We start from the raw sequence: 22,095 nt of genomic DNA on the forward strand, positions 1-22,095 counted from the left end.
ATAGCCTTGATACTAAACTTGACAATCAGCCTTTATCATTTTAAAATACAAATCGTAATCATTACGGAATAAAGGAGGGTTATAGCACTTATGCGCGTGAAAATCACCTTAGCCTGTACAGAAACAGGTGACAGAAACTATATCACTACAAAAAATAAACGAACGAACCCAGACAGATTGGAGTTAAAAAAATATTCTCCACGATTAAAGAAATACACCCTTCATCGGGAAACAAAATAATTTTTGGGATTCAAATCGTAACAATTACTATTTAAGCGAGGCGGCATACAAAATGATTATGTTCAAAAGGACTAAACCAAATGGATAAGAGAATACCTGTCACAGTTCTAAGCGGCTTTTTAGGAGCTGGAAAAACCACGATATTAAATCATGTTCTACAGAATCGTAAAGGGCTAAAAGTAGCTGTTATTGTCAATGACATGAGCGAAATAAATATTGATGCAGAATTAGTTAAGCAAGGCGGAGAACTCTCTCGATCAGATGAGAAACTGGTTGAACTATCTAATGGTTGTATTTGTTGCACATTGAGAGAAGATTTATTAATTGAAGTAGAACGCCTTTGTAAGGCTGGGAATATCGATTATATTGTCATTGAATCTACAGGTATTAGTGAACCAATTCCTGTCGCTCAAACTTTCTCTTACATTGATGAAGAAATGGGCATAGATTTGACACGTTTTTGCAGATTAGACACGATGGTAACGGTGGTAGATGCAAACCGTTTCTGGACAGATTTCCAGTCAGGAGAAAGTTTATTGGATCGTAAAGAAGCAGTTTCAGATGATGATGAACGAGAGATTTCCGATTTACTTATTGATCAAATTGAATTTTGTGATGTGCTCATTATCAATAAATGTGATCTTGTATCAGCATCAGAACTAGATCGGCTTGAGCACGTGTTAACCAAACTTCAACCAGAAGCAGCCATTATTAGAACCTCTAAAGGTAACGTACAGCCTAGTGATATTTTGAATACTGGTTTATTCGATTTTGAAAAATCTAGTGCTTCTGCGGGCTGGATCAAAGAAATTAATGCTGGACACTCTCAGCATACGCCTGAAACAGAAGAATACCAAATCTCATCTTTTGTTTATGAAAGAAGGCTTCCTTTTCATACTGGCAGACTGAATGCATGGTTAGATCAAATGCCAGAGCAGATTGTTCGAGCGAAAGGATTTACATGGCTAGCGACACATCATGATTTAACCATTTTAATTTCACAAGCCGGAAAATCTGTTGCAATTGAACCAATCGCATACTGGATTGCTGCCTTGCCTGAGCAAGAACGATCACGGATCTTAAATCAGGAACCAGAAATTTTAGATGAGTGGGATGCAGAGTTTGGTGATCGACATACAAAACTTGTCTTTATCGGTGTAGATTTACCTAAAGCAGATATTATTCGTACACTAGATCAATGCTTACTCACACCTGAAGAATTTGATCAAGATTGGACAACGTTTGAAGACCCCTTTCAATGGAACATACACACTTAAACCAGGAGGGTTTTAAATGGCAAAGAAATCAAAAATAGCAAAAGAAAAAAAGCGGCAGCAGCTCGTTTTGAAATATGCACAATTAAGGAAAGAGCTAAAAGAAAAAGGTGACTATGAAGCTTTGCAGAAACTACCTAGAGACTCTTCACCCACTCGCTTAAAAAACCGCTGTGAATTAACTGGCCGTCCTAGAGGTTACTTGAGAAAATTTAAAATGTCTCGAATTGCTTTTCGTGAGCTTGCCTATAAAGGACAGATTCCAGGAGTGAAAAAATCGAGTTGGTAAAGATTGATTTGATCTTAGCATAGTTCCTGTAAATGTAAAGCAGGACAAAATGAATAAAAATCTTTTTTTCATCCTTACTCCGTCAATTTTGAGGTACAAAATAGCATTTTAAAAAAACAGCAGAATCTCTGCTGTTTTTTTATGGGGATGAGCTTATAGGAAAGATTGTCCTGATGTTAAAAGAAGATTTTCAACAGTGATTATAGCATTTTCTCTTCTTTTCAAAAATCGATGATCATGATACTTTGTTGTCATTACCCGCCGATGTAGGACATCTCAACTTTTTTCTGATCTTTCTTTTGCTCTCTCTCAGCTGAATATTGATCCTGTCTGTTTGACCAAAGTTCCTTCAATATGTTCACTAGATATTCATCATTTTCTGAATTACGGATGAATCGTCTCAGATCAAAACCCGATGATGCAAAAAGACAGGTGAATAATTCGCCACGTGCAGATAGTCTAGCTCTATTACACGATCCACAAAAAGCATCTGAAACGGAAGAAATAATGCCAATCTCTCCTGACCCATCCTCATAAAAATAACGCTTGGCTACTTCACCTTGATATCGAGGGGGTTCTGGTTTGATAGGGTATTTTGAATGAATTAGCTCCATAATCTCTTTTTTCGTCAATACATGCTTGAGATTCCATTTGTTCGTATTGCCAACATCCATGAATTCAATAAATCGTAGAATGTGTCCTTCTTTTTTAAAATAGGCTGCCATTGGTAAGATATCTTGATCATTCACACCTTTTTGGACAACCATATTGATCTTAATAGCAAGTCCAGCTTTTTTTGCAGCCTCTATCCCATCAAATACTTTTTGGATAGAAATGTGTCTTCCATTCATCTGCTTAAAACGATCTGGATTTAAAGAATCTAAACTAATGGTGACTCTATTCAGACCTGCTTTCTTTAGCTTATCTGCGTACAAAGGTAACAGCGTTCCATTGGTTGTCATCGCGATGTCTTCAATACCTGGAATTTTTGCGAGTTTTTCTATCAAAACGGGCAAATCTTTACGCATTAAAGGTTCACCACCCGTAATACGTAATTTCACCACACCTAATTCCTTTGCAAAAAGCGCAGCAAGTCGTTCAATTTCCTCAAAGCTAAGCAGCTCTTCTTTATCTAAAAAAGGATAATCTGGTCCAAAGATTTCAGCAGGCATACAGTACGTACATCTAAAATTACAGCGATCTGTTACGGATATTCTTAAATCGCGCAATGGTCGATGTCTTTTATCCAAAATACTGACCATACTTAGCCTCCTATTCTGTAATACGCTGATGATGAGTATAGATATTAAAAGATTCTCCTCTTACGAATCCAACTGTTGTTATATTTAATTCTTCTGCCATTTTAAGTGCTAACTCAGTAGGAGCTGATTTTGATATGACGATTGATACCCCTAATTTTGCTGCCTTCAACAGAACTTCAGACGATATCCGGCCGCTAAATACAAGGATTTTATCTCTCAGTGGGATTTTATGAAGTAAACAATATCCATAGATTTTATCCAACGCATTATGCCGTCCTATATCCGTTCTAGTGATGAATAGCTTTTCTGTATCACACAGTCCAGCATTATGGACACCACCAGTATGTTGAAATAACTGACTTTCCTCCTGTAAACATTTCATTAAATGAATACAAGTTTCAGCAGAAATACTGATTCGGTCAATGGCTGTTTTTGCCGTCTTCACATCTTGGAGAAAATAAAAATGTCTTCCTTTCCCACAGCAAGATCCGATCACTCGTTTTGTAAAATCTGAGGATTGGAACTGAGTTGAGTGATGTAAGTCAACATATGCAAAACCCATACTTTCATCTATTGTAAACCTTTTAATCTCTTTTTCAAATCGAATGACTCCTTCTGAAGCTAAAAAACCGATCACCAATTCTTTCAAATGATCCGGTGAACAAACGAGTGTGACAAACTCTTCACCATTCACCAGCACGGTTAAAGGGAATTCTTCTACAACTTCATCTGTTTTACATGTCATTTGACCTCTGCGATATTGGTGTATGCGTCGTTTCGTTTTAACAGAAGGATTCATGATCTGATCTTCCTTTCAACACAAATTTAGTTATATGAACCAGACGAATTGTGATATTATTTTAAAAAGTCATAAAAATGTAACATATTTCTATCTTATCAAACTTTTTGTTTGCTTTATATGGAGGGAACACAATGAACAAAACAAAAAACCGTTGGCTTATCGCTACAAGTGCTGTGGGGATTCATTTATCTATCGGATCTGTTTATGCATGGAGTGTTTTTACGAATCCTTTACATCAAACCTTTCAATGGTCATTAACAGAAATAAGCCTGACATTTAGCATCGCTATTTTATTTTTAGGTTTATCAGCTGCCTTTATGGGGCATTTCGTTGAAAAGTATGGGCCGAGGGCATCAGGGCTCTTCTCAGCTATTTTCTTCGGCATTGGGATGACTGGATCAGGGTTTGCTGTTCACATGTCTTCATTACCTCTCCTCTATTTATTTTATGGTGTACTCGCTGGAATCGGATTAGGTGTAGGCTATATTGCACCAGTTTCAACATTAGTCAAATGGTTTCCAGATCGAAGAGGACTCGCAACGGGTTTAGCCATTATGGGTTTTGGATTTGCTTCTCTGATTTGCAGTCCCATTATTCAATTTCTCATTGAAAAAGTTGATATTGCAAATACCTTCTATATTCTCGGAATCTCTTATTTTATCATCATGGTCGTTTCATCTCTTTATTTATCACCACCAACACCTGATGATGTCAAACAATTTAACGTGCTAAAAACAAGCCAAAGGAAAATTCCTCAAGATTTATCACAGCTCACAGCAAATGAAGCCATTAAAACACGGCGTTTTTATTATTTGTGGGTCATGCTCTTTATTAATATCACATGCGGAATTGCCATTATTTCTGTAGCATCACCGCTTGCTCAAGAAAGTGTTGGTTTCACGGCCGGTGCAGCAGCTACTCTTGTTGGAATTTTAGGTGCCTTTAATGGGCTAGGACGGATCGGATGGGCGTCTTTCTCTGATTATATTGGAAGGCCAAATACGTATACGATTTTCTTTACTATACAGCTTATTGCTTTTCCCTTACTTCCCTACTTAAAAGATCCGCTCATCTTTTCAATCGTGATGGCGATCATTTATACATGCTATGGAGGAGGGTTTGCTTCAATTCCAGCCTATATCGGAGATTTATTTGGTACGAAGCAGCTAGGTGCCATACACGGTTATATTCTCACCGCTTGGGCCGCTGCTGGTTTAGCAGGACCTTTATTTTCCTCCTTTATTCGTGACATTACAGGCAATTACACACAAAGTCTCATGGTCTTCTCTGGCCTATTTTTCATTGCGTTTATCATATCTCTTCTCATTCGGAAGGATATTAAACAACTTCGTGAATCAAACCTTACTGCTCCTTCTTCTGTCACGGTCCGCTCTTAATATGAATTTGACAGAATGACAATCTACAGGTAATTTTTAGATATGAAAACGCTTTACAAAGTAATAGGAGGGTGACGATATCATGGGAAAAACAAAACACAAGGGGCCTATTAAACTCAACAAAAAACCCTCACCAAAGCTATGGGCCTCTTTTGCTCCTATGGGGCTTGGAAAAGTAAAACCGAAACACATTCGAGACACAATGAAAGTGGCATGGGAGAACAAAGATAACCTCCCCTATGCGTACCGTATATTGACTCAGGGCGTTTGTGACGGCTGTGCTCTTGGTGTATCAGGTTTATACGATCAAACACTAGCAGGACCCCATATATGCACAACAAGACTGAATGTGCTACGGCTTAACACAATGCCAGCTATTGATCCAAAATGGTTCGAAGATATTGAGCGGCTCAAACAAATGGATAGCACGTCTCTTCGAAAACTTGGGCGTATTCCTTATCCCCTGATTCGAAAAAAAGGTGAGAATGCCTTTACACGCATTTCTTGGGATGGTGCATTAGATCAAATCGCCGCTAAAATCAAATCGATTGATAAACGTCAGCTTGCTTTCTATTTAACAGCTAGAGGGATTACGAATGAAGTGTACTATACTGCGGCGAAAGCTGCGCGATATATTGGAACAAATCATATCGATAATGCTTCTCGTATTTGCCATTCACCAAGCAAAACCGCTCTTAAACGCTCCCTTGGTATAGGTGCATCCAGCTGTAATTACAGTGATTGGATTGGAACAGATGTATTGATTTTTTGGGGCTCTGTTGCAGCAAACAACCAGCCGGTTTCCACTAAATATATGTACGCCGCTAAAAAGAAAGGAACCAAGATCATTGTCATCAATCCATATAAAGAGCCTGCAATGGAAAAATATTGGGTCCCTTCTATCCCAGAAAGTGCTTTATTCGGCACAAAAATAGCGGATGATTTTTATCAAGTCAATATAGGCGGCGATATTGCGTTTATGAATGGTGTCATCAAACATTGGTTTGAAATGGAAGAGCAAGCGCCTCATTCCGCTCTTGACCATGAATTTATCCAAGCGCATACAACCGGCATAAAAGATGTAAAGCAGCATGTCGCTCAGTTAAAATGGGCGGATCTCGAAGCATCGTCAGGCTTATCTAAAGAAAGAATGAAGGAATTCGCTGTACTGCTTGCCAATGCCAATTCAGGCGTGTTTATTTGGAGTATGGGTCTCACTCAGCATCGTTTTGCAACTGATAATATATCACAAGTCGCAAACCTTGCCATGTTACGCGGATTTATTGGCAGAAAACATTGTGGCGTTATGCCTATTCGTGGCCATAGCGGTGTCCAAGGTTCAGGCGAAATGGGTGCCGATCCATTCGTATTGCCCGGCAGTGATTTTGATGAAGAGAATATTAAAAGAATCGAGAAGATATGGGGATTTGATATTCCAAAATGGCATGGTGACACGATTGGGCAATCATTTGAAAAAATGGCTCTTCCAAAAGAACACCCGCAAAAGCTGAAGATGCTGTTTACTAGCGGTGGAAACTTTTTAGAAACAATGCCAAATCCTGAAGCGATTGAAAAAGCACTATCCGAGCTTGAACTCCGTGTCCATCAAGATATTATTTTGAACACCTCTACACTGGTAGAAGCAGAAGAGACTGTGATTGTTCTGCCTGCAATGACAAGATATGAACAGCCAGGCGGCGGTACATCAACCAGTACGGAACGCATGGTGTATTTCAGTCCGGAAATTGAAGGGCCACGCATTGAAGAAGCCAGAGCTGAATGGGACATTTATATTGACCTAGCAAAAAGGGTTCGTCCAGAAGATGCGAAGCTGATTCATTTTGACCATGCTGAAGACATTCGTCGTGAGATTGCCATCGCAAATCGGAACTATGATGGGATCCAGCATTTGCGTCATAAAGGGGATGTCTTTCAATGGGGTGGCGCATGGCTTTGCGAAGATGGGGTGTGTCCAACACCGGATGGAAAAGGACACCTGCTCCCAGCACAGCTGCCCCAATATCGAAAAACTGAGGGGCATTTCAATATCACGACAAGACGAGGCAAGCAATTCAACTCTATGATTTACAGTGAAAAGGATGCCTTTAATGGCGGAAAGCGGCATTCTATCTTGATGAATGAAGAAGATGCGAAAGAGCTTTACGTCCAAGAAGGCGATCCTGTTGTCCTTTTCAATCAATATGGATCCTACCAAGGAGTTGCTCAATTCGGAGAGCTGAAACGTGGAAATATTGCAGTTTATTGGCCTGAAGGAAACGTGTTAATACCAAAAGGAGTTTACGAAAGCTATTCCCAGATTCCAGAATACAATACCACCGCGATATTAGAAAAAGCCGAAACCTTTCATGCAAGAAAAGATCAGCACTACGTGGAGAAACGGATTGATGAATTAGAAACGACTTTAAATTGATCCTTTATGAAAAAACAGCTGGGGGTTTCTCCCCAGCTGTCTATTCACATCTTATTGACCAAAAGAGTTCGCTTCTTTTTGAAGAATATGATTTAATTCTTCTGCATTTGCTGCTGGTTGATATTGTCCACCACCAGCTTTGGCAACAGATTTTAGACTTTTTGCTTCTTTTTCATTTACATCGAAGCCAATGATATTGACGATTGTGTCAATACCTTCTTCATGTAATTGCTTCGCTGCTTGTGATGGGCTTCCGCCACATGTTTCCTCACCATCGCTGACAACATATACAATATTTTTTCCTTCAGCTTGGTGATCTTCAAAATCTTGTTTCGTATCAGTTAATGCTTTGGCAAGTGGTGTCCAGCCTGTTGGACCATACACATTCAGCGCTTGTTGAAAGGCTGCTTGCTCATATGTTCCAAATCCATAAACTGCTTCGGAACTTGCACAAGAAACGGCTTTTCCTGCATTTTTATTCGTTCCTTCATGACCAAAAACACGAAGCAAGACTTGTGTATCTTCTGATAAAATACTTGCGAAACTTTGGATCGAGCGTTTTGCGATATCAATTTTCTTTTCGCCTTCAACTGATTGTGCCATGCTTCCGCTTAAATCAAGTAAAATCACCACGTGAGCAGGCTCCTTTTTCGTTACAGCATGAGCTGGTGAAGAAAGAAGCAGAACAAGACTCGCTAAAATGGTTAATATAATATTTCTTTTCATTAAAAAATCTCCCTTTTTTTCATTTGTACAGAAAAAGAGAAACGAAAGCATCAATCAATCGTTTCCCTTTTCTTCAGCAAGTTATTCGTGTAGTTTTAATGATTCTGCTGTAAGGATAGAACCCATTTCTTTCCCAGTGCTTGCTTGGTAGTAATGACCTTTACCAGCTTTAGCTACTTGCATCAATTGACCTTCATAGCCATCGTTAAAGTCTAATCCAATCACATTGACTACAGTAGATCCCTTTGAGTTATGAAGCTCTTTCGCTACTTTCACTGGATCTCCACCACAAGTTTCTTCACCATCAGTAATTAAGTACACAATGTGTTTTGTTCCTTTATGAAGCTGCTTATCTGCTTGCTTTGCACTTTCAAGAGCACGTGCAATCGGTGTCCAGCCATTTGGTCCAAGACCGTTTAGAGAGTTTTCGAAACTATCCTTTTCATAAGGCTGAACGCCATAAACGCCTCTAATGACTTCACATGATTGAGCTTTACCTGAGTTTTTGTTGTTTCCTTCAGACCCAAACAAACTCATACGGATTTTAGCATCTTTCGGAAGAGACTGAGCAAATTTAAATACCTCTTGTTTTGCTAAATCGAATTTGCGCTCTCCATCCACTTTTCTTGCCATACTTCCACTTGCATCAAGTAAGATGGTCACTCTTACATCTTTCTTATGTTTTTTGGCTGATGCTGCTTCTGCAAATACTGGTGAAGAGATTGACATTGATAATGTCAATACAGCTAAGGTTACGAGTGTAAATACTTTTTTCAACATGCTTTTCCTTCCTCCTTATGTATTTGATTGAAACATCTTAATCGTAAAATATTCTGTCTTGGAATGGTATAGGACTCGATCCCTTTTTCTCTTTCATCAAAATCACTAAAATTCTGTCAGATGTCTAGATATTTTCACCTAAAGACTCTTTTGTCACCCTCGTTTTCTCATTCTTTCGAGGGGCTTTGTATCGGCCATCGGTTCTTGTCGGGATGTAAATGTTTAAGATTTCCTGAGGTGCGTCTTAAGTCGCAATTTGTCACATTCTGTTCAAACCTCTTCACACATAAAAAAAGATGCCCCCATTTTGAGGCATCTTTGCTTTTATTTCTTAGCCATATATGTGTTCAGAAAGCGATCAGCTGATTCAATTTTTATCCCTTGATAATAATGTTTCACGATCGCCTCTACTTTTTTACCTGACTGTGCCATATAATGTGCACCATACTGACTCATGCCCACACCATGGCCATACCCTTTTGTCGTAATTACGATTTGCTGACCCTTTCGTTCCCATGTAAAGTCCGCAGAGTGCAATCCTAGTGATTCGCGAATGTCTCTACCCGACAATGTTTTTCCGTTAATGACGGCTTTGGCTACTTGATTGCCTGGTGTACGTTCTACAATTTCTCCCACCTGCTGTTGGCCAAGGGTCACACCCAGTTTTTGCTGAAATTCGCTCACTGTGATGGTTTTCTTGTTTTGGAATTTGGGTGATTTTTCGTCCCATTTGCTTGAGACGCTTTTCAAATAAGGGATTTCATTTTTCCAATAAGCTTCTGCATTTTCGGTTTTCCCATTACTTGTTGAAAAGAAGGAAGCATCAATTGGTTTTTCGTCATACGTCAGTACTTTCCCTTGTGTACTGGCGACAGCTTCTGTGACCTTTTTTAATTTCCAATTGTACGCTTTTCCCCAAATTTTCTTCAGTTCCTGTTTATTTTTGTACACTTGGAACATTTGAGTGTCATCTACAAGAGAACCTTGTGGAGATTTGACGGTTTTATCAATGATCATTTGTCTGACGATATACGTTCTAGCGGCGAGTGCCTGTGCCTTGAGCGCCTCAATTTCAAAATCGGCTGGCATTTCAGAAGCGACGACACCGATCACATACTCTTCTAAGGGGATGTTTTCTACCTGCTGATGCGCTGAACGGTAGACGGGAATGGAGACGGGTGATTGTTTCAATTTGACTGAACCTTTCACTTCTTTTTTAACTGATGGTTCTGCTGCTACGTGTTGGCTGGCCGCTGGTTTTCCTTGGAACGTCGGCAACACGAGTAAGGTTGGAATCATTAAAATGATGATGCAAATTCCTGTGATTGTCCATATCATTGGTTTCATTTGGCTGCCCCCATTTGTCATTGAATCTCTTTTATCCTATGGGCAAGGACAAGCTAATATGACAGCTTCTTTCATTCATTGGACAAGTCTTTTGATGATATGTTTGTGCTCTTCATCATTTGATTGACTGTTCGTCTTTATGAATAAAATTTAAAATGATTGGATACACTAATGATAAGCTTTTGAAAATGCAACCAGTCTATGATTCTAAAAAAAATCAGCATGCCCAAATGGACACACTGATTTCTTTTATCATTACGCGTTCAGATCTGATACAACTTGTTCTTGTGTCACATCTGCTGATTCATCATTTACTCTTTCAATATCTGCACCGATTGCTGCTAGTTTTTGGTGGAAGTTCACATATCCACGATCAATATGCTTCAATTCAGTGACACGTGTATGACCTTCTGCCACTAATCCAGCAAGTACAAGTGCTGCTCCTGCTCTTAAATCAGTCGCTGCCACTTCAGCACCTTGAAGTTGAACAGGTCCATTGATAATCACAGAGCGACCCTCAATTTTAATATCGCCATTCATGCGGCGGAATTCTTCAGCATGCATAAAACGATTTTCAAACACAGTTTCTGTGATCATGCTTGTTCCGTTCGCACGAAGCAATAGCGCCATCATCTGAGATTGCATATCCGTTGGGAACCCAGGATGCGGCATTGTTTTTAGATCGATTGGCTTGAGCTCAGATGGTCCAATGACTCTTAAACCTTCTTCTTCTTCAATGATCTGAATACCCATTTCTTCCATTTTTGCCACAAGTGAAGTCATGTGCTCAGGCACAGCGCCTTTTACAAGAACATTTCCTTCAGTAATGGCTGCTGCCACCATAAACGTACCAGCTTCAATTCGGTCAGGGATGATGTTGTGTTTTGCACCGTGAAGTGTTTCTACACCTTCGATTTTGATTGTACCAGTTCCAGCCCCGCGAACCTTACCGCCCATGGCATTAATGTAGTTTGCCAAGTCAACAATTTCAGGTTCTTTTGCTACGTTTTCTAAAATCGTCGTTCCTTCAGCCAATGCTGCTGCCATGATGATGTTTTCAGTTGCCCCTACACTTGGGAAATCCAAATAGATTTTTGCACCTTTTAAACGGCCATTTACTTCAGCCTCGATGAAACCATTACCTACTTGAATTTTAGCTCCCATTGCTTCAAAGCCTTTTAAATGCTGATCAATTGGTCTTGAACCAATCGCACAACCACCAGGTAATGCAACTCTTGCATGACCTGTTCTAGCTAAAAGTGGTCCCATGACGAGCACAGATGCTCTCATTTTACGGACGTACTCAAACGGAGCCTCAGTTTCTAGTGCATGAGATGCATCTACTGATACTTCGTTATTTTCAAAATGTACTTCTGCTCCTAAATGACGTAACACTTCATTGATTGTATATACATCGGAGAGCGTAGGTACATCACAAATTACGCTTTTTTCTGTACTTGCTAACAAAGATGCAGCGATAACTGGTAAAACGGCATTTTTTGCGCCTTCTACTTTAACTGTGCCGTTTAACTTTTGACCGCCGCGGACGATGATTTTTTCCAAGGTCTTCCCCTCCGCGTCCCAAATTCTCTATATTAATATTCAGTCGTTACGATTGGTGTGCCAACCGTAATCGTATGATTTTCGTTCATTTCCGAACTTCTGATGGCAATTTGAACATTCATTTTATCATTTGAAGTCATAATGAACTGTTCCCACTTCTCTGTGTAAGCGGAAAGCGACACAAAATTAGACTCAACGAGATACTCAACTGGTTTTGCTTGAAATTCATTTGCTATCATTTCAGCTTTTTTTTGCAAAACAACATCCATCATACCATTTACATGACCATCGAGACAAGTAAAAATCACAAATTTTTCTTGTAATATGCTTTTTGCATGACGTACGAACTGATCATATGTATGCTCCCAGGTATTCAGTGGGCGAGCACCTTTTTGCTCATATAATAAATACGACTTTTGGTTTGATTTTGTGTCGGTCTTCACGAGTAAAATTTTCGATAATGTATCATTTTTTTCATCTTTGTAAATTCCTGTGACTTTGGTGACATGTTTCTCTTTTTTTTCGGTCCACTCATACTGTCGTAGTTCGTCTTTCAAACGTTTCACTTTTTTTGAAAATTGTTCGGATGAAATGTCTATATTTGTTTTGGCATGAAGCGTCCATCCACTTACTTCGATTTGCTGGTTTTTCATACCTTCTGCTATTTGGGCGAGCGTGGATGTTTCTTCCGCCCGAACACCTTGAATCATCAGAACAAAAAAAAGAATAAATGCAAATAATGGCCAACCTTTTAAATACTTTCTCACTTGTCATTCCCCCTTGCTACAAGTGTTGCCGCAAGGAGATCAATGCATACGTGGAAAAGTCATCAAAGGCCATATTTTTGACACTTCTTTTTACGTTCCCGCAGAAGGCAGTGACCAAACCTTTTATGTTAAAACATATAAGGGATTTGTCTGGAGAAATTTAAATAATCAAGGAAGAAATTGCTGACTGCCGATGCAATAGCAATCGTGAGCAGCATCATGAGCAATCTAGCTTGAATAATTTTTCCTTTTTTAATCAGTGGATCAATATTCACCGCAAGCAATGCCCACCACGTAATGGCGATAAAAAATAGGTGGATCACAATACTGACAATTGCTTGTTGTCCTACGTCTTCCATACACTTGAATCCTCCTTTTATTGATTTCTGTAAAGGAAAACTCCCTTTCATTATATCCTCCAAAATCGGAAAGATGAATCATTTGGAAAAAAGAGCTACATTTAGAGTGAATCCCCTCTTATTCTGATGCGAAGGAGATGATATACTGCGGTGGAAGGAGCTGATCATATTTGAAAGATTCTTTTCCTGACTTTGTTGATTTGTACGGAGAACTGGTTCCCTCATTTGAACATGAATGGGAAGCCATTGCTTTCTACTTTGATTATAGACAGACACAGCTAGAAGAATTAGCACAATTGTGTCATTTTCATAACATTTCTTTGGATTACTCAGAGGAAAGCCTTTATCAGTTAGAGTCATTATACTTCGATGCCTTCCGTCAGCAGCTTTTTGCTGAGTGGAAAATGCCTATTGATGCATTGGAAGCGATGTTGAGTGTGTACATGGGAGAGGTTGTCATCAAGCATCATTCAGATGCTGATTGGGTCGTGCGGCCTTATATGGACTCTTCGCATCAATATACCCTTGGCTTGCGCCGAAACAATAAAACATGGCATTGCAGTACGCAATTTTGCGAGCAGTTATATCTAGAAAAGCAAGCATCTCATCCGTATGTGTCGATGTATCAATCTCTCATGTCATCCTAAAAAAATCCTTCTTATCGCAATGATAAGAAGGATTTTCTGTTTTATTTCCCTGCTACATTTAAACGGTTTAATGCCCGTTTTAATGCGAGTTCCGCCCTGCGTACATCACTTTCATTCGGGTGGTTCAAATGCTCTTCAGCACGCTGTTTCGCTGATTTTGCACGATCGACATCAACTTTGTCTGATGTTTCAGCAGCCTGAGCAAGAATGGTTACTTTTTCGGGGCGAACTTCAACAAATCCACCGCTTACTGCAACCAATTCAGTTGATCCACTATGTTTTAAGCGAACTGCACCGATTTTTAGCGGAGCAACCATTGGAACGTGGCCAGCTAAAATTCCAAGCTCACCGCTTTCTGCTCTTACACTGACCATTTCCACATCCGCTTCATACACTGGGCCGTCGGGAGTAACGATATTGACTTGAACGGTCTTCATGCTTTTACCCTCCTAAGGACCAGATTAGGCCTCTACACCCATCTCTTTGGCTTTTTCAACCACTTCTTCAATGCGACCGACTAAGCGGAATGCATCTTCTGGAAGGTGATCGTATTTACCAGATAAGATTTCCTTGAAGCCTTTAACAGTTTCTTGCAATGGCACATAAGAACCTTTTTGACCAGTAAACTGTTCTGCTACGTGGAAGTTTTGAGATAGGAAGAATTGAACACGACGAGCTCTGTGTACCACAAGCTTATCGTCCTCAGATAATTCATCCATACCTAAAATGGCAATGATATCTTGCAATTCTTTATAACGCTGCAATGTTTGCTGAACTTCACGCGCGATTGCATAATGCTCTTCGCCAACAATCTCAGGTGCAAGGGCACGAGATGTTGAAGCAAGTGGATCTACCGCTGGGTAAATCCCCATCTCTGTCAACTTACGCTCAAGGTTTGTCGTTGCATCAAGGTGAGCGAACGTTGTAGCTGGAGCTGGATCTGTATAGTCATCCGCAGGTACATAGATCGCTTGAATCGATGTAACCGATCCTACGTTTGTAGACGTGATACGCTCTTGAAGCTGACCCATTTCTGTTGCAAGAGTTGGCTGATAACCTACCGCTGAAGGCATACGTCCAAGAAGGGCTGATACTTCAGAACCTGCTTGTGTAAAACGATAGATGTTATCGATGAAGAACAATACGTCTTGACCTTGTTCATCACGGAAATGCTCTGCCATTGTCAAACCAGTTAGAGCTACACGCATACGTGCACCTGGTGGCTCGTTCATTTGGCCGAAGACCATCGCTGTTTTTTCGATAACGCCAGAATCTTTCATTTCGTAGTAAAGGTCATTTCCTTCACGTGTACGCTCTCCAACACCAGCGAATACAGAAATACCGCCGTGTTCTTGTGCGATGTTGTTGATCAATTCTTGAATCAGAACGGTTTTACCAACACCGGCTCCACCGAATAGACCGATCTTTCCACCTTTGATGTAAGGAGCAAGAAGGTCAACAACTTTGATACCTGTTTCAAGAATTTCAACTTCTGTAGAAAGTTGATCAAAAGAAGGCGCTTGTCTGTGGATTGGGTCTCTTTGCGCTTCCACACCAAGTGGCTCATCTAAGTCAATGTTATCTCCCAGTACGTTGAATACACGTCCAAGTGTTACGTTACCAACTGGTACTGAAATTGGTTTTCCAAGGTCTACAGCTTCCATACCGCGCTTCACACCGTCTGTTGATGCCATTGCGATGGTTCTCACTGTATCATCACCTAAATGTAGTGCTACTTCTAAAGTTAAGTCGATATCAACTTCACTTTCGCTTTCCGCTTTATGCGAAACTTTGATCGCATTATAAATCTCAGGCAAGTGACCGTCTTCAAAACGAACGTCTACGACTGGTCCCATGATCTGACTGATGCGTCCTGTTTTCATTGCATTCCCTCCTGACAATTATTTCTATTCTAAGGCAGCTGCTCCGCCGACAATTTCTGTAATCTCTTGTGTAATCGCTGCTTGACGAGCACGGTTGTAAGAGAGTGTCAGGCTGTCGATCAATTCTTTTGCGTTGTCTGTTGCACTCTTCATTGCTGTCATCCTTGCAGCATGTTCACTTGCTTTGCTGTCAAGAAGCGCACCGAAAATCAAACTCTCTGCATATTGAGGAAGGAGAACTTCAAGAATTTCTTCTTCAGAAGGCTCAAACTCATAAGATGCGGAACGTTTATTTGGTGTCGCTGCGGCCGAAAGGTCCGTTAGCGGCAATAATTTTTTCTCTGTTACTTCTTGTGAAATGGCACTGACGAAATGGTTATAGAACATGTAAAGCTCATCAAACGCTTCATCAGAGAACATTTGCACTGTACTGCTTGCTAATTCTTTAATATCAGCAAACGCTACTTCGTCTCCAAGCCCTGTTACTTCAGAAATAACTGGAATACCACGCTTTTTGAAGAAGTCGCGTCCGATTTTACCAATCACAATCACCGCATATTCATCAGCAGATTGATGACGAGATTGAATGGCTTGGTAAGCGGCACGTAAAATCGAGCTGTTAAAAGGTCCTGCAAGTCCTCGATCAGATGTAATGACGAGATACCCTGTTTTCTTAACAGGTCTTGAAAGAAGCATTGGGTGCTTAGCACTTGTTCCAGTTGCGATTGCCGCAACGACTTCTTGGATTTTCTCCATGTAAGGAACAAAGGACTTCGCATTATTTTCAGCACGATTCAGTTTCGCAGCTGATACCATTTGCATCGCTTTTGTGATCTGACTCGATTTTTTTGTTGACGTGATCCTTGACTTAATATCGCGTAATGAGGCCAAAGATTTCACCACCTTTTTTCAGGAATCCGTGTTCATTTACGTGAAAAGAGAGAAAAAGAGAATCTTTTTCTCTCGGAAAGATTACTAATTAGTTGCTTGGTGCAAACGTACGTTTAAAGCCTTCGATCGCTGTTTTCCACTCTTCATCAGCAGGCATGTTTCCTGTTTGAGAGATTGTGTCAAACAAGTCTTTATGGTTTTCTTCAATGTACATGAATAACTCAGCTTCAAAGCGTTTGACATCAGCAATCGCTACATCATCTAAGTATCCTCTTGTCAGTGCATAAAGAATCGCTACTTGTTTTTCAACTTTCAGCGGTTTGTTCAAGTCTTGTTTTAAGACTTCAACTGTTCTAGCACCACGGTTTAATTTGGCTTGAGTCGCTTGGTCTAGATCAGATCCAAACTGAGCGAATGCTTCAAGCTCACGATAAGAAGCAAGATCCAGACGAAGTGTACCTGCTACCTTTTTCATCGCTTTGATTTGTGCAGAACCACCTACACGAGATACAGACAATCCTGCGTTTACCGCTGGACGTACGCCTGAGAAGAAGAGATCAGATTGTAAGAAGATCTGTCCATCTGTGATTGAGATAACGTTTGTTGGGATATATGCAGAGATATCACCAGCTTGCGTTTCTACGAAAGGCAATGCTGTGATAGAACCGCCACCCTTTTCATCACTAAGCTTCGCTGCACGCTCTAATAAACGAGAGTGAAGATAGAAAACATCACCAGGGAATGCTTCACGGCCTGGAGGACGACGAAGCAATAATGAAAGCTCACGGTAAGCTGCCGCTTGTTTAGAAAGGTCATCATACACAACAAGCACATGCTTGCCGTTATACATGAATTCCTCACCCATCGTTACACCTGCATAAGGAGCAAGGTAAAGAAGTGGAGCTGGCTGTGATGCAGAAGCTGTGACAACGATTGTGTAGTCAAGCGCACCATGCTTACGAAGTGTTTCAACAACACCACGAACAGTTGATTCTTTTTGTCCGATCGCTACATAGATACAGATCATGTCTTGATCTTTTTGGTTAAGGATCGTATCAATTGCAACAGATGTTTTACCTGTTTGACGGTCCCCAATGATCAATTCACGCTGTCCGCGTCCGATTGGAATCAAGGCATCAATTGCTTTAATTCCCGTTTGAAGCGGCTCATGTACCGATTTACGATCCATAACGCCTGGTGCTTCACTTTCGATTGGACGTGTTTTGCTTGTTAAAATTGGACCTAGTCCATCAACAGGCTGACCAAGTGGGTTCACAATACGTCCGATTAACTCTTCTCCTACTGGAACCTCCATGATACGACCTGTACGTTTTACGTCGTCACCTTCACGGATATCTTTGTAAGGTCCTAAGATTACGATACCTACGTTAGACTCCTCAAGGTTTTGAGCCATACCCATTACACCGTTAGAGAACTCAACAAGCTCTCCTGCCATAATGTTGTCAAGGCCATGTACACGCGCGATACCGTCCCCTACTTGAATGACTGTACCGACATCTTTTACTTCAATTTCAGATTGATAGTTTTGGATTTGCTGCTTTATCAGCGCGCTAATCTCTTCAGCTTTGATACTCACTAAGGTTTCACCCCTTCTAACGATTTTCGCCTGCAAGCTGACGTTCAATGCGGGAAAGCTTTCCGCTGACACTGCCGTCATAAATGCGGTTTCCGATACGGATTTTCACTCCGCCTATTAGATCCTTGTCAATCACGTTTTCTACACGCAGTGATGTGACTCCGGCTTTTTTGGCAAATACTTCAGATAAAGATTGAATTTCAGCTCCGCTGAGCGGTTTAACTGAATACACGATCGCATCGTCTATTTGTTTCGTACGGTTTGCAAGTTTCACAAACTCAGACGCCATTTCAGGAAAAATATTCGTGCGCCCGCGGTCAATCAGTAAATACATTGTGTGCAAAACATATGTCGAAACACCTTTGAAAGCTTCTGCAATCAGATGTTTCTTTTTGTCTGCCGTAATCTTCGGATGAACAAGAAAGTCATTTAATTCTTGGTCAGCCTTCAGAACTTTTTTGATCTCATTCAGCTCTTTTTCAGTTTCGTCTACTGCCGAAGAAGCAAGAACGATGTCAAAAAGAGCAGAAGCGTAACGCTTAGAGACAATAGTCACGCTCATCGGCTTTCGCCTGCCTCTTTAAGATACTCTTGGATCAATTTCTCTTGTGCTTGCTCATCAAGTTCTTTTTCAATCACTTTAGAAGCAATTAATACAGATAGTGATGCAACTTGCTCACGCAGTGCAGCCACAGCTTGTTCTTTTTCTTTCACGATTTCAGTTCTAGCAGACTCTTTCAAGCGCTCTGATTCTTGACGCGCTGCTTGAATGATATCTTCTTTTTGTTTCTCACCAATCTTTTTCGCATTTTCGATGAGTGTATGTGATTCTTCGCGTGCTTCTTTCAATAAGACACGTTGTTCTTCAAGAAGCTTTTCAGCTTGAACGTGCTTTTCTTCAGCACTTGAAATTTCATTTCCTATATAATCTTCACGCTGTTTCATAATCCCTAATAAAGGCTTAAGCGCAAATTTCTTTAAAAGTGCAAGCAGGATGAGCATAGCGATCAGCTGGAATATGATATCTCCGGTGTTTAGACCTGCTCCTAAAACTACTGGTAACTGAGACATTTAGTACGGCAACTCCCTTCTTTAAATAATATGTTAAGAAACAAAACATAAAGGAATGGCGAAGTTTCGAACTAATCTGATCTTCGCCATTAAAATTCATATTAGAACGCTTCTCACATATTAACCAAAGAATGCCAAGAATGCGATAACGACAGCGATAATTGGAAGTGCCTCAACTAAAGCTACCCCGATGAACATAAGTGTTCTTAGTTCTCTACCAGCTTCTGGCTGACGAGCGATTCCTTCAACTGTTTTAGATACGATTAGACCGTTACCAATACCTGCTCCTAGTGCTCCTAAACCGATTGCAATTGCTGCTGCTATTAAATTCATTAAAAAGCTCCTCCTTTAAAATAACGTCCTTTTTGGACTCTCAATTTTTTAGTGTTCGTCGCTGACTTTATGGGAGATATACACCATTGTCAGCATGGTGAAGATAAATGCCTGGATGGTACCGACAAACAAACTGAATGCCTGCCATACAATCATCGGCACGATGGCACCTAATGTACCAATGATACCTAGTGCAAGGTTTTGCGAATAGAAATTAGTCGCAAGTCCTGCAAGTAAACCAAGAAGAATCTCTCCAGCGAAAATATTTCCATAAAGACGCAAACCAAGTGTTAATGTGTTTGCAAATTCTTCAATAATTTTCAGCGGTACTAAAAGTGGGATTGGTCTAAAGTAGTCTTTTGTATATTCCTTGACTCCTTTTGCTTTAACACCATAGTAGTGTGTCAATCCCATGACCATAACCGCTAGTGTCATTGTGATTGCAGGATCAGCAGTTGGTGATTTCCACCATAAGTTGTGATCGACCGTAATCGAGAATGGCAGTCCAAGCATGTTTGAAACAAATATGTACATGAGTAATGTAACGCCAAGCGCTAGAAATGGGGCTCCTGTTTTCATGTCCATCGAACTACCTATGATATTTCGAACAAAATCAACAATCCATTCCATGAAGTTCTGCGCCTTTGTCGGACGAATAGCCAGAACACGAGTAGTCAGCACCGCTATGAGAAGAACGATGATACTAGCAATCGTAATCATGAGAACATTGGATAAGTTGAACGTTAACCCTAAAAATTCTGTAGTTTTTGAACTGTGACCCAAAGAGTATTCACCTCTCTTCCATAGTAGAACGTTTAAGTTGAATGAAGGAATCTATCATAATGACAGGATATATTGTCATTAATCCTATAACAACACCTGCCAGATGAACTTCGTTAGGGTAACGCCAAGCAATCGCTACTGCGAGAATTGCGTTGGCCCACCTGGCTGTACTTCCCATTGAACGAATAGATTTTCCTTTTTTAACTGCTCGATCAAAAGCATGCATTCTCCGAATAAGCAGGAATAAATTAAAGAAAGCAAAAATTGTGCCGATAATGAAACCAAGAAACAGTGGTTTAAAACCAGGCATGGCATAGCCAAACACAAAAATTGCCAATAAATAGAACATATATTTACTCTGTCTGCGGAAAATGACGTTTGGATCGTTCATTCATCTGACTCCCGATGAAAAATATTGTAAAAAAGGTGATAAATGGTGATGAAAACTGCGTAGAAGACGCTTATGATAAGCCGTCCTGTTTGAAAAAAATCAATCACCCATCGGTCTAATTGTGCAATCAGACTTGAAATCTTTAGATCTATGGGATTCTGCTTCATTCGCTGATACAAACCCTGATTATTAAAGGGTTCACAATGAGGATTAGTAGAGTGCTATAGGCTATGAAAACCTTACCATAATACCCTCGTTTAGCATACAATAGCGTCTATGATGTGTCAATCCGTTGAAAGTTAAAAAACTTTTCTATAATGAGAGAGCACACAAAATGTTCACAATTTCATCAAACTTTAGGAGAGATGTGACATTCATTCAAAAAAACTGCTAATGTTCAGTATACATTGATTTTTCTAAGAACGATATCAACCGTTTGTCATATTTTTCAAAAAAGCCCACATGCACGTTTGCATGTGGGCTTTTCATGAATCATTCTTATTTTGTTCCATACATACGGTCACCAGCATCACCAAGACCTGGGATGATGTAACCTTTTTCGTTTAACTTCTCATCTAATGCTGCAATGTAGATATCAACATCTGGATGATGTTTTTGCATTTCTTCTACACCTTCTGGCGCAGCAATCAGACACATGAAGCGGATGTTTTTCGCACCGCGTTTTTTCAAGCTGTTTAATGCTTCTACTGCTGATCCGCCCGTTGCAAGCATTGGGTCTACTACGATAAATTCACGCTCTTCCACATCAGATGGAAGCTTCACATAATATTCAACAGGCTTTAATGTCTTCGGATCACGGTATAAACCGACATGTCCCACTTTGGCAGCTGGAATGAGTTTCAAAATCCCGTCTACCATTCCAAGACCTGCTCTTAAAATCGGCACAACTCCGAGTTTTTTACCTGAGATCACGTTTGATTTAGCGACTTGTACAGGTGTTTCTACATCTACCTCTTCAAGCGGTAAGTCTCTTGTGATTTCAAATGCCATTAATGTTGCGACTTCATCCACTAGCTCTCTAAATTCTTTTGTTCCTGTATGAACGTCACGAATATATGTAAGTTTGTGCTGAATAAGCGGGTGATCAAATACATAAACCTTTGCCATTGCTTGCTACAACTCCTTTTCTGTCATCTTCCGGTGAACTTTGCACACTTCCTACAATTCTACATAAAAAGACATCATCTTTCAATATGATTCGCAAATCCTACAAAAAAAACCCACATGCCAAAAATAGGCAA

The 22,095-nt window shown here is 40.3% G+C and carries 24 protein-coding genes; 6 read left to right on the plus strand and 18 right to left on the minus strand.

What is annotated here, in order from left to right; all coding sequences use genetic code 11:
• Positions 1-90 precede the first annotated feature (90 nt).
• The 3 genes from rpmG (at position 91) to rpsN (ending at position 1,803) form a co-directional block, all read left to right on the plus strand.
• Complete coding sequence (rpmG, locus tag ABG082_RS16965) at positions 91-240, plus strand: 50S ribosomal protein L33 (RefSeq protein ID WP_003214771.1); 150 nt, start codon at positions 91-93, stop codon at positions 238-240.
• 80 nt (positions 241-320) lie between these two features.
• On the plus strand, positions 321-1,517 hold the full coding sequence (locus tag ABG082_RS16970; RefSeq protein ID WP_008343361.1) for a GTP-binding protein: 1,197 nt from the start codon (positions 321-323) through the stop codon (positions 1,515-1,517).
• Positions 1,518-1,533: 16 nt separating this feature from the next.
• The gene (rpsN, locus tag ABG082_RS16975; RefSeq protein ID WP_008343369.1) at positions 1,534-1,803 is read left to right on the plus strand and encodes a 30S ribosomal protein S14; all 270 of its coding nucleotides are present in this window, start codon (positions 1,534-1,536) and stop codon (positions 1,801-1,803) included.
• 254 nt (positions 1,804-2,057) lie between these two features.
• On the opposite strand, the gene moaA is transcribed toward rpsN, so the two are convergent.
• Positions 2,058-3,065 carry a GTP 3',8-cyclase MoaA gene (gene moaA / locus ABG082_RS16980; RefSeq protein ID WP_017360030.1) on the minus strand — a complete coding sequence of 336 codons (1,008 nt, stop codon included), beginning with the start codon at positions 3,063-3,065 and terminating at the stop codon, positions 2,058-2,060.
• Between the two features lie 10 nt (positions 3,066-3,075).
• Positions 3,076-3,864, minus strand: a complete 789-nt coding sequence (fdhD, locus tag ABG082_RS16985; protein WP_017368202.1) for a formate dehydrogenase accessory sulfurtransferase FdhD — start codon at positions 3,862-3,864, stop codon at positions 3,076-3,078.
• 134 nt (positions 3,865-3,998) lie between these two features.
• Here fdhD and ABG082_RS16990 point away from each other — a divergent pair, with 134 nt between their 5' ends.
• The gene (locus tag ABG082_RS16990) at positions 3,999-5,264 is read left to right on the plus strand and encodes an OFA family MFS transporter (protein WP_008343374.1); all 1,266 of its coding nucleotides are present in this window, start codon (positions 3,999-4,001) and stop codon (positions 5,262-5,264) included.
• Positions 5,265-5,346: 82 nt separating this feature from the next.
• Positions 5,347-7,695: an FdhF/YdeP family oxidoreductase gene (locus tag ABG082_RS16995; RefSeq protein ID WP_019743252.1), complete on the plus strand. Its 2,349-nt coding sequence runs from the start codon at positions 5,347-5,349 to the stop codon at positions 7,693-7,695.
• A 51-nt stretch (positions 7,696-7,746) separates the two neighbouring features.
• On the opposite strand, the gene ABG082_RS17000 is transcribed toward ABG082_RS16995, so the two are convergent.
• The 6 genes from ABG082_RS17000 to ABG082_RS17025 form a co-directional block, all read right to left on the minus strand.
• Positions 7,747-8,421, minus strand: a complete 675-nt coding sequence (locus tag ABG082_RS17000; RefSeq protein ID WP_026050166.1) for a VWA domain-containing protein — start codon at positions 8,419-8,421, stop codon at positions 7,747-7,749.
• 81 nt (positions 8,422-8,502) lie between these two features.
• Positions 8,503-9,201 carry a VWA domain-containing protein gene (locus tag ABG082_RS17005; RefSeq protein ID WP_080934067.1) on the minus strand — a complete coding sequence of 233 codons (699 nt, stop codon included), beginning with the start codon at positions 9,199-9,201 and terminating at the stop codon, positions 8,503-8,505.
• A 324-nt stretch (positions 9,202-9,525) separates the two neighbouring features.
• Entirely contained in the window at positions 9,526-10,548 is a 1,023-nt protein-coding gene (spoIID, locus tag ABG082_RS17010; RefSeq protein ID WP_348936299.1) for a stage II sporulation protein D, read from the minus strand.
• A gap of 255 nt (positions 10,549-10,803) precedes the next feature.
• Positions 10,804-12,111 carry a UDP-N-acetylglucosamine 1-carboxyvinyltransferase gene (murA, locus tag ABG082_RS17015; protein ID WP_007497616.1) on the minus strand — a complete coding sequence of 436 codons (1,308 nt, stop codon included), beginning with the start codon at positions 12,109-12,111 and terminating at the stop codon, positions 10,804-10,806.
• Between the two features lie 32 nt (positions 12,112-12,143).
• Positions 12,144-12,878 carry a YwmB family TATA-box binding protein gene (locus ABG082_RS17020; protein WP_008343385.1) on the minus strand — a complete coding sequence of 245 codons (735 nt, stop codon included), beginning with the start codon at positions 12,876-12,878 and terminating at the stop codon, positions 12,144-12,146.
• Between the two features lie 128 nt (positions 12,879-13,006).
• Positions 13,007-13,237 (minus strand): DUF1146 family protein, encoded by a 231-nt coding sequence (locus ABG082_RS17025; RefSeq protein WP_008343389.1) that lies wholly within the window; start codon positions 13,235-13,237, stop codon positions 13,007-13,009.
• A gap of 170 nt (positions 13,238-13,407) precedes the next feature.
• Between ABG082_RS17025 and ABG082_RS17030 the strand changes: the two genes are divergently transcribed.
• Positions 13,408-13,884 carry a hypothetical protein gene (locus ABG082_RS17030; protein ID WP_017360036.1) on the plus strand — a complete coding sequence of 159 codons (477 nt, stop codon included), beginning with the start codon at positions 13,408-13,410 and terminating at the stop codon, positions 13,882-13,884.
• A gap of 41 nt (positions 13,885-13,925) precedes the next feature.
• Here ABG082_RS17030 and ABG082_RS17035 read toward each other — a convergent pair whose 3' ends face one another.
• From ABG082_RS17035 to upp, 10 genes are all read right to left on the minus strand, one after another.
• On the minus strand, positions 13,926-14,321 hold the full coding sequence (locus ABG082_RS17035) for a F0F1 ATP synthase subunit epsilon (RefSeq protein ID WP_008343393.1): 396 nt from the start codon (positions 14,319-14,321) through the stop codon (positions 13,926-13,928).
• Between the two features lie 24 nt (positions 14,322-14,345).
• Complete coding sequence (gene atpD / locus ABG082_RS17040) at positions 14,346-15,767, minus strand: F0F1 ATP synthase subunit beta (RefSeq protein ID WP_008343395.1); 1,422 nt, start codon at positions 15,765-15,767, stop codon at positions 14,346-14,348.
• 24 nt (positions 15,768-15,791) lie between these two features.
• Positions 15,792-16,658: a F0F1 ATP synthase subunit gamma gene (locus ABG082_RS17045; RefSeq protein ID WP_007497628.1), complete on the minus strand. Its 867-nt coding sequence runs from the start codon at positions 16,656-16,658 to the stop codon at positions 15,792-15,794.
• An 88-nt stretch (positions 16,659-16,746) separates the two neighbouring features.
• Positions 16,747-18,255, minus strand: a complete 1,509-nt coding sequence (atpA, locus tag ABG082_RS17050; protein WP_035389793.1) for a F0F1 ATP synthase subunit alpha — start codon at positions 18,253-18,255, stop codon at positions 16,747-16,749.
• A 16-nt stretch (positions 18,256-18,271) separates the two neighbouring features.
• Positions 18,272-18,817, minus strand: coding sequence for a F0F1 ATP synthase subunit delta (locus ABG082_RS17055; protein ID WP_007497632.1), 546 nt, complete (start codon positions 18,815-18,817; stop codon positions 18,272-18,274).
• Positions 18,814-19,326 (minus strand): F0F1 ATP synthase subunit B, encoded by a 513-nt coding sequence (gene atpF, locus ABG082_RS17060; protein WP_007497634.1) that lies wholly within the window; start codon positions 19,324-19,326, stop codon positions 18,814-18,816. The genes ABG082_RS17055 and atpF overlap by 4 nt, the downstream gene beginning before the upstream one ends.
• A gap of 120 nt (positions 19,327-19,446) precedes the next feature.
• The gene (atpE, locus tag ABG082_RS17065; RefSeq protein ID WP_003214968.1) at positions 19,447-19,659 is read right to left on the minus strand and encodes a F0F1 ATP synthase subunit C; all 213 of its coding nucleotides are present in this window, start codon (positions 19,657-19,659) and stop codon (positions 19,447-19,449) included.
• 48 nt (positions 19,660-19,707) lie between these two features.
• A complete protein-coding gene (gene atpB, locus ABG082_RS17070; protein WP_007497637.1) occupies positions 19,708-20,442 on the minus strand; it encodes a F0F1 ATP synthase subunit A in 735 nt (244 codons plus the stop codon).
• A gap of 7 nt (positions 20,443-20,449) precedes the next feature.
• Positions 20,450-20,833 carry an ATP synthase subunit I gene (locus ABG082_RS17075; protein ID WP_007497639.1) on the minus strand — a complete coding sequence of 128 codons (384 nt, stop codon included), beginning with the start codon at positions 20,831-20,833 and terminating at the stop codon, positions 20,450-20,452.
• A gap of 498 nt (positions 20,834-21,331) precedes the next feature.
• Positions 21,332-21,961 (minus strand): uracil phosphoribosyltransferase, encoded by a 630-nt coding sequence (upp, locus tag ABG082_RS17080; protein WP_003214553.1) that lies wholly within the window; start codon positions 21,959-21,961, stop codon positions 21,332-21,334.
• Between the last annotated feature and the right edge of the window lie 134 nt (positions 21,962-22,095).

It is taken from the genome of Bacillus sp. BS1807G30, from assembly GCF_040047675.1.
In the GTDB taxonomy this organism is placed as follows: Bacteria; Bacillota; Bacilli; order Bacillales; family Bacillaceae; genus Bacillus; species Bacillus altitudinis.

What these genes read in the sequence shown, in the direction of transcription:
- fdhD (WP_017368202.1), bottom strand. Translation starts at nt 3,864, where the DNA reads ATGAATCCTTCTGTTAAAACGAAACGACGCATACACCAATATCGCAGA.
- spoIID (WP_348936299.1), bottom strand. Translation starts at nt 10,548, where the DNA reads ATGAAACCAATGATATGGACAATCACAGGAATTTGCATCATCATTTTA.
- rpmG (WP_003214771.1), top strand. Translation starts at nt 91, where the DNA reads ATGCGCGTGAAAATCACCTTAGCCTGTACAGAAACAGGTGACAGAAAC.
- ABG082_RS16995 (WP_019743252.1), top strand. Translation starts at nt 5,347, where the DNA reads ATGGGAAAAACAAAACACAAGGGGCCTATTAAACTCAACAAAAAACCC.
- atpE (WP_003214968.1), bottom strand. Translation starts at nt 19,659, where the DNA reads ATGAATTTAATAGCAGCAGCAATTGCAATCGGTTTAGGAGCACTAGGA.
- ABG082_RS17035 (WP_008343393.1), bottom strand. Translation starts at nt 14,321, where the DNA reads ATGAAGACCGTTCAAGTCAATATCGTTACTCCCGACGGCCCAGTGTAT.
- ABG082_RS17055 (WP_007497632.1), bottom strand. Translation starts at nt 18,817, where the DNA reads ATGAGCGTGACTATTGTCTCTAAGCGTTACGCTTCTGCTCTTTTTGAC.
- moaA (WP_017360030.1), bottom strand. Translation starts at nt 3,065, where the DNA reads ATGGTCAGTATTTTGGATAAAAGACATCGACCATTGCGCGATTTAAGA.
- ABG082_RS17005 (WP_080934067.1), bottom strand. Translation starts at nt 9,201, where the DNA reads ATGTTGAAAAAAGTATTTACACTCGTAACCTTAGCTGTATTGACATTA.
- ABG082_RS17075 (WP_007497639.1), bottom strand. Translation starts at nt 20,833, where the DNA reads ATGAACGATCCAAACGTCATTTTCCGCAGACAGAGTAAATATATGTTC.
- rpsN (WP_008343369.1), top strand. Translation starts at nt 1,534, where the DNA reads ATGGCAAAGAAATCAAAAATAGCAAAAGAAAAAAAGCGGCAGCAGCTC.
- atpD (WP_008343395.1), bottom strand. Translation starts at nt 15,767, where the DNA reads ATGAAAACAGGACGCATCAGTCAGATCATGGGACCAGTCGTAGACGTT.
- ABG082_RS17025 (WP_008343389.1), bottom strand. Translation starts at nt 13,237, where the DNA reads ATGGAAGACGTAGGACAACAAGCAATTGTCAGTATTGTGATCCACCTA.
- ABG082_RS17000 (WP_026050166.1), bottom strand. Translation starts at nt 8,421, where the DNA reads ATGAAAAGAAATATTATATTAACCATTTTAGCGAGTCTTGTTCTGCTT.
- atpF (WP_007497634.1), bottom strand. Translation starts at nt 19,326, where the DNA reads ATGTCTCAGTTACCAGTAGTTTTAGGAGCAGGTCTAAACACCGGAGAT.
- ABG082_RS16990 (WP_008343374.1), top strand. Translation starts at nt 3,999, where the DNA reads ATGAACAAAACAAAAAACCGTTGGCTTATCGCTACAAGTGCTGTGGGG.
- ABG082_RS16970 (WP_008343361.1), top strand. Translation starts at nt 321, where the DNA reads ATGGATAAGAGAATACCTGTCACAGTTCTAAGCGGCTTTTTAGGAGCT.
- upp (WP_003214553.1), bottom strand. Translation starts at nt 21,961, where the DNA reads ATGGCAAAGGTTTATGTATTTGATCACCCGCTTATTCAGCACAAACTT.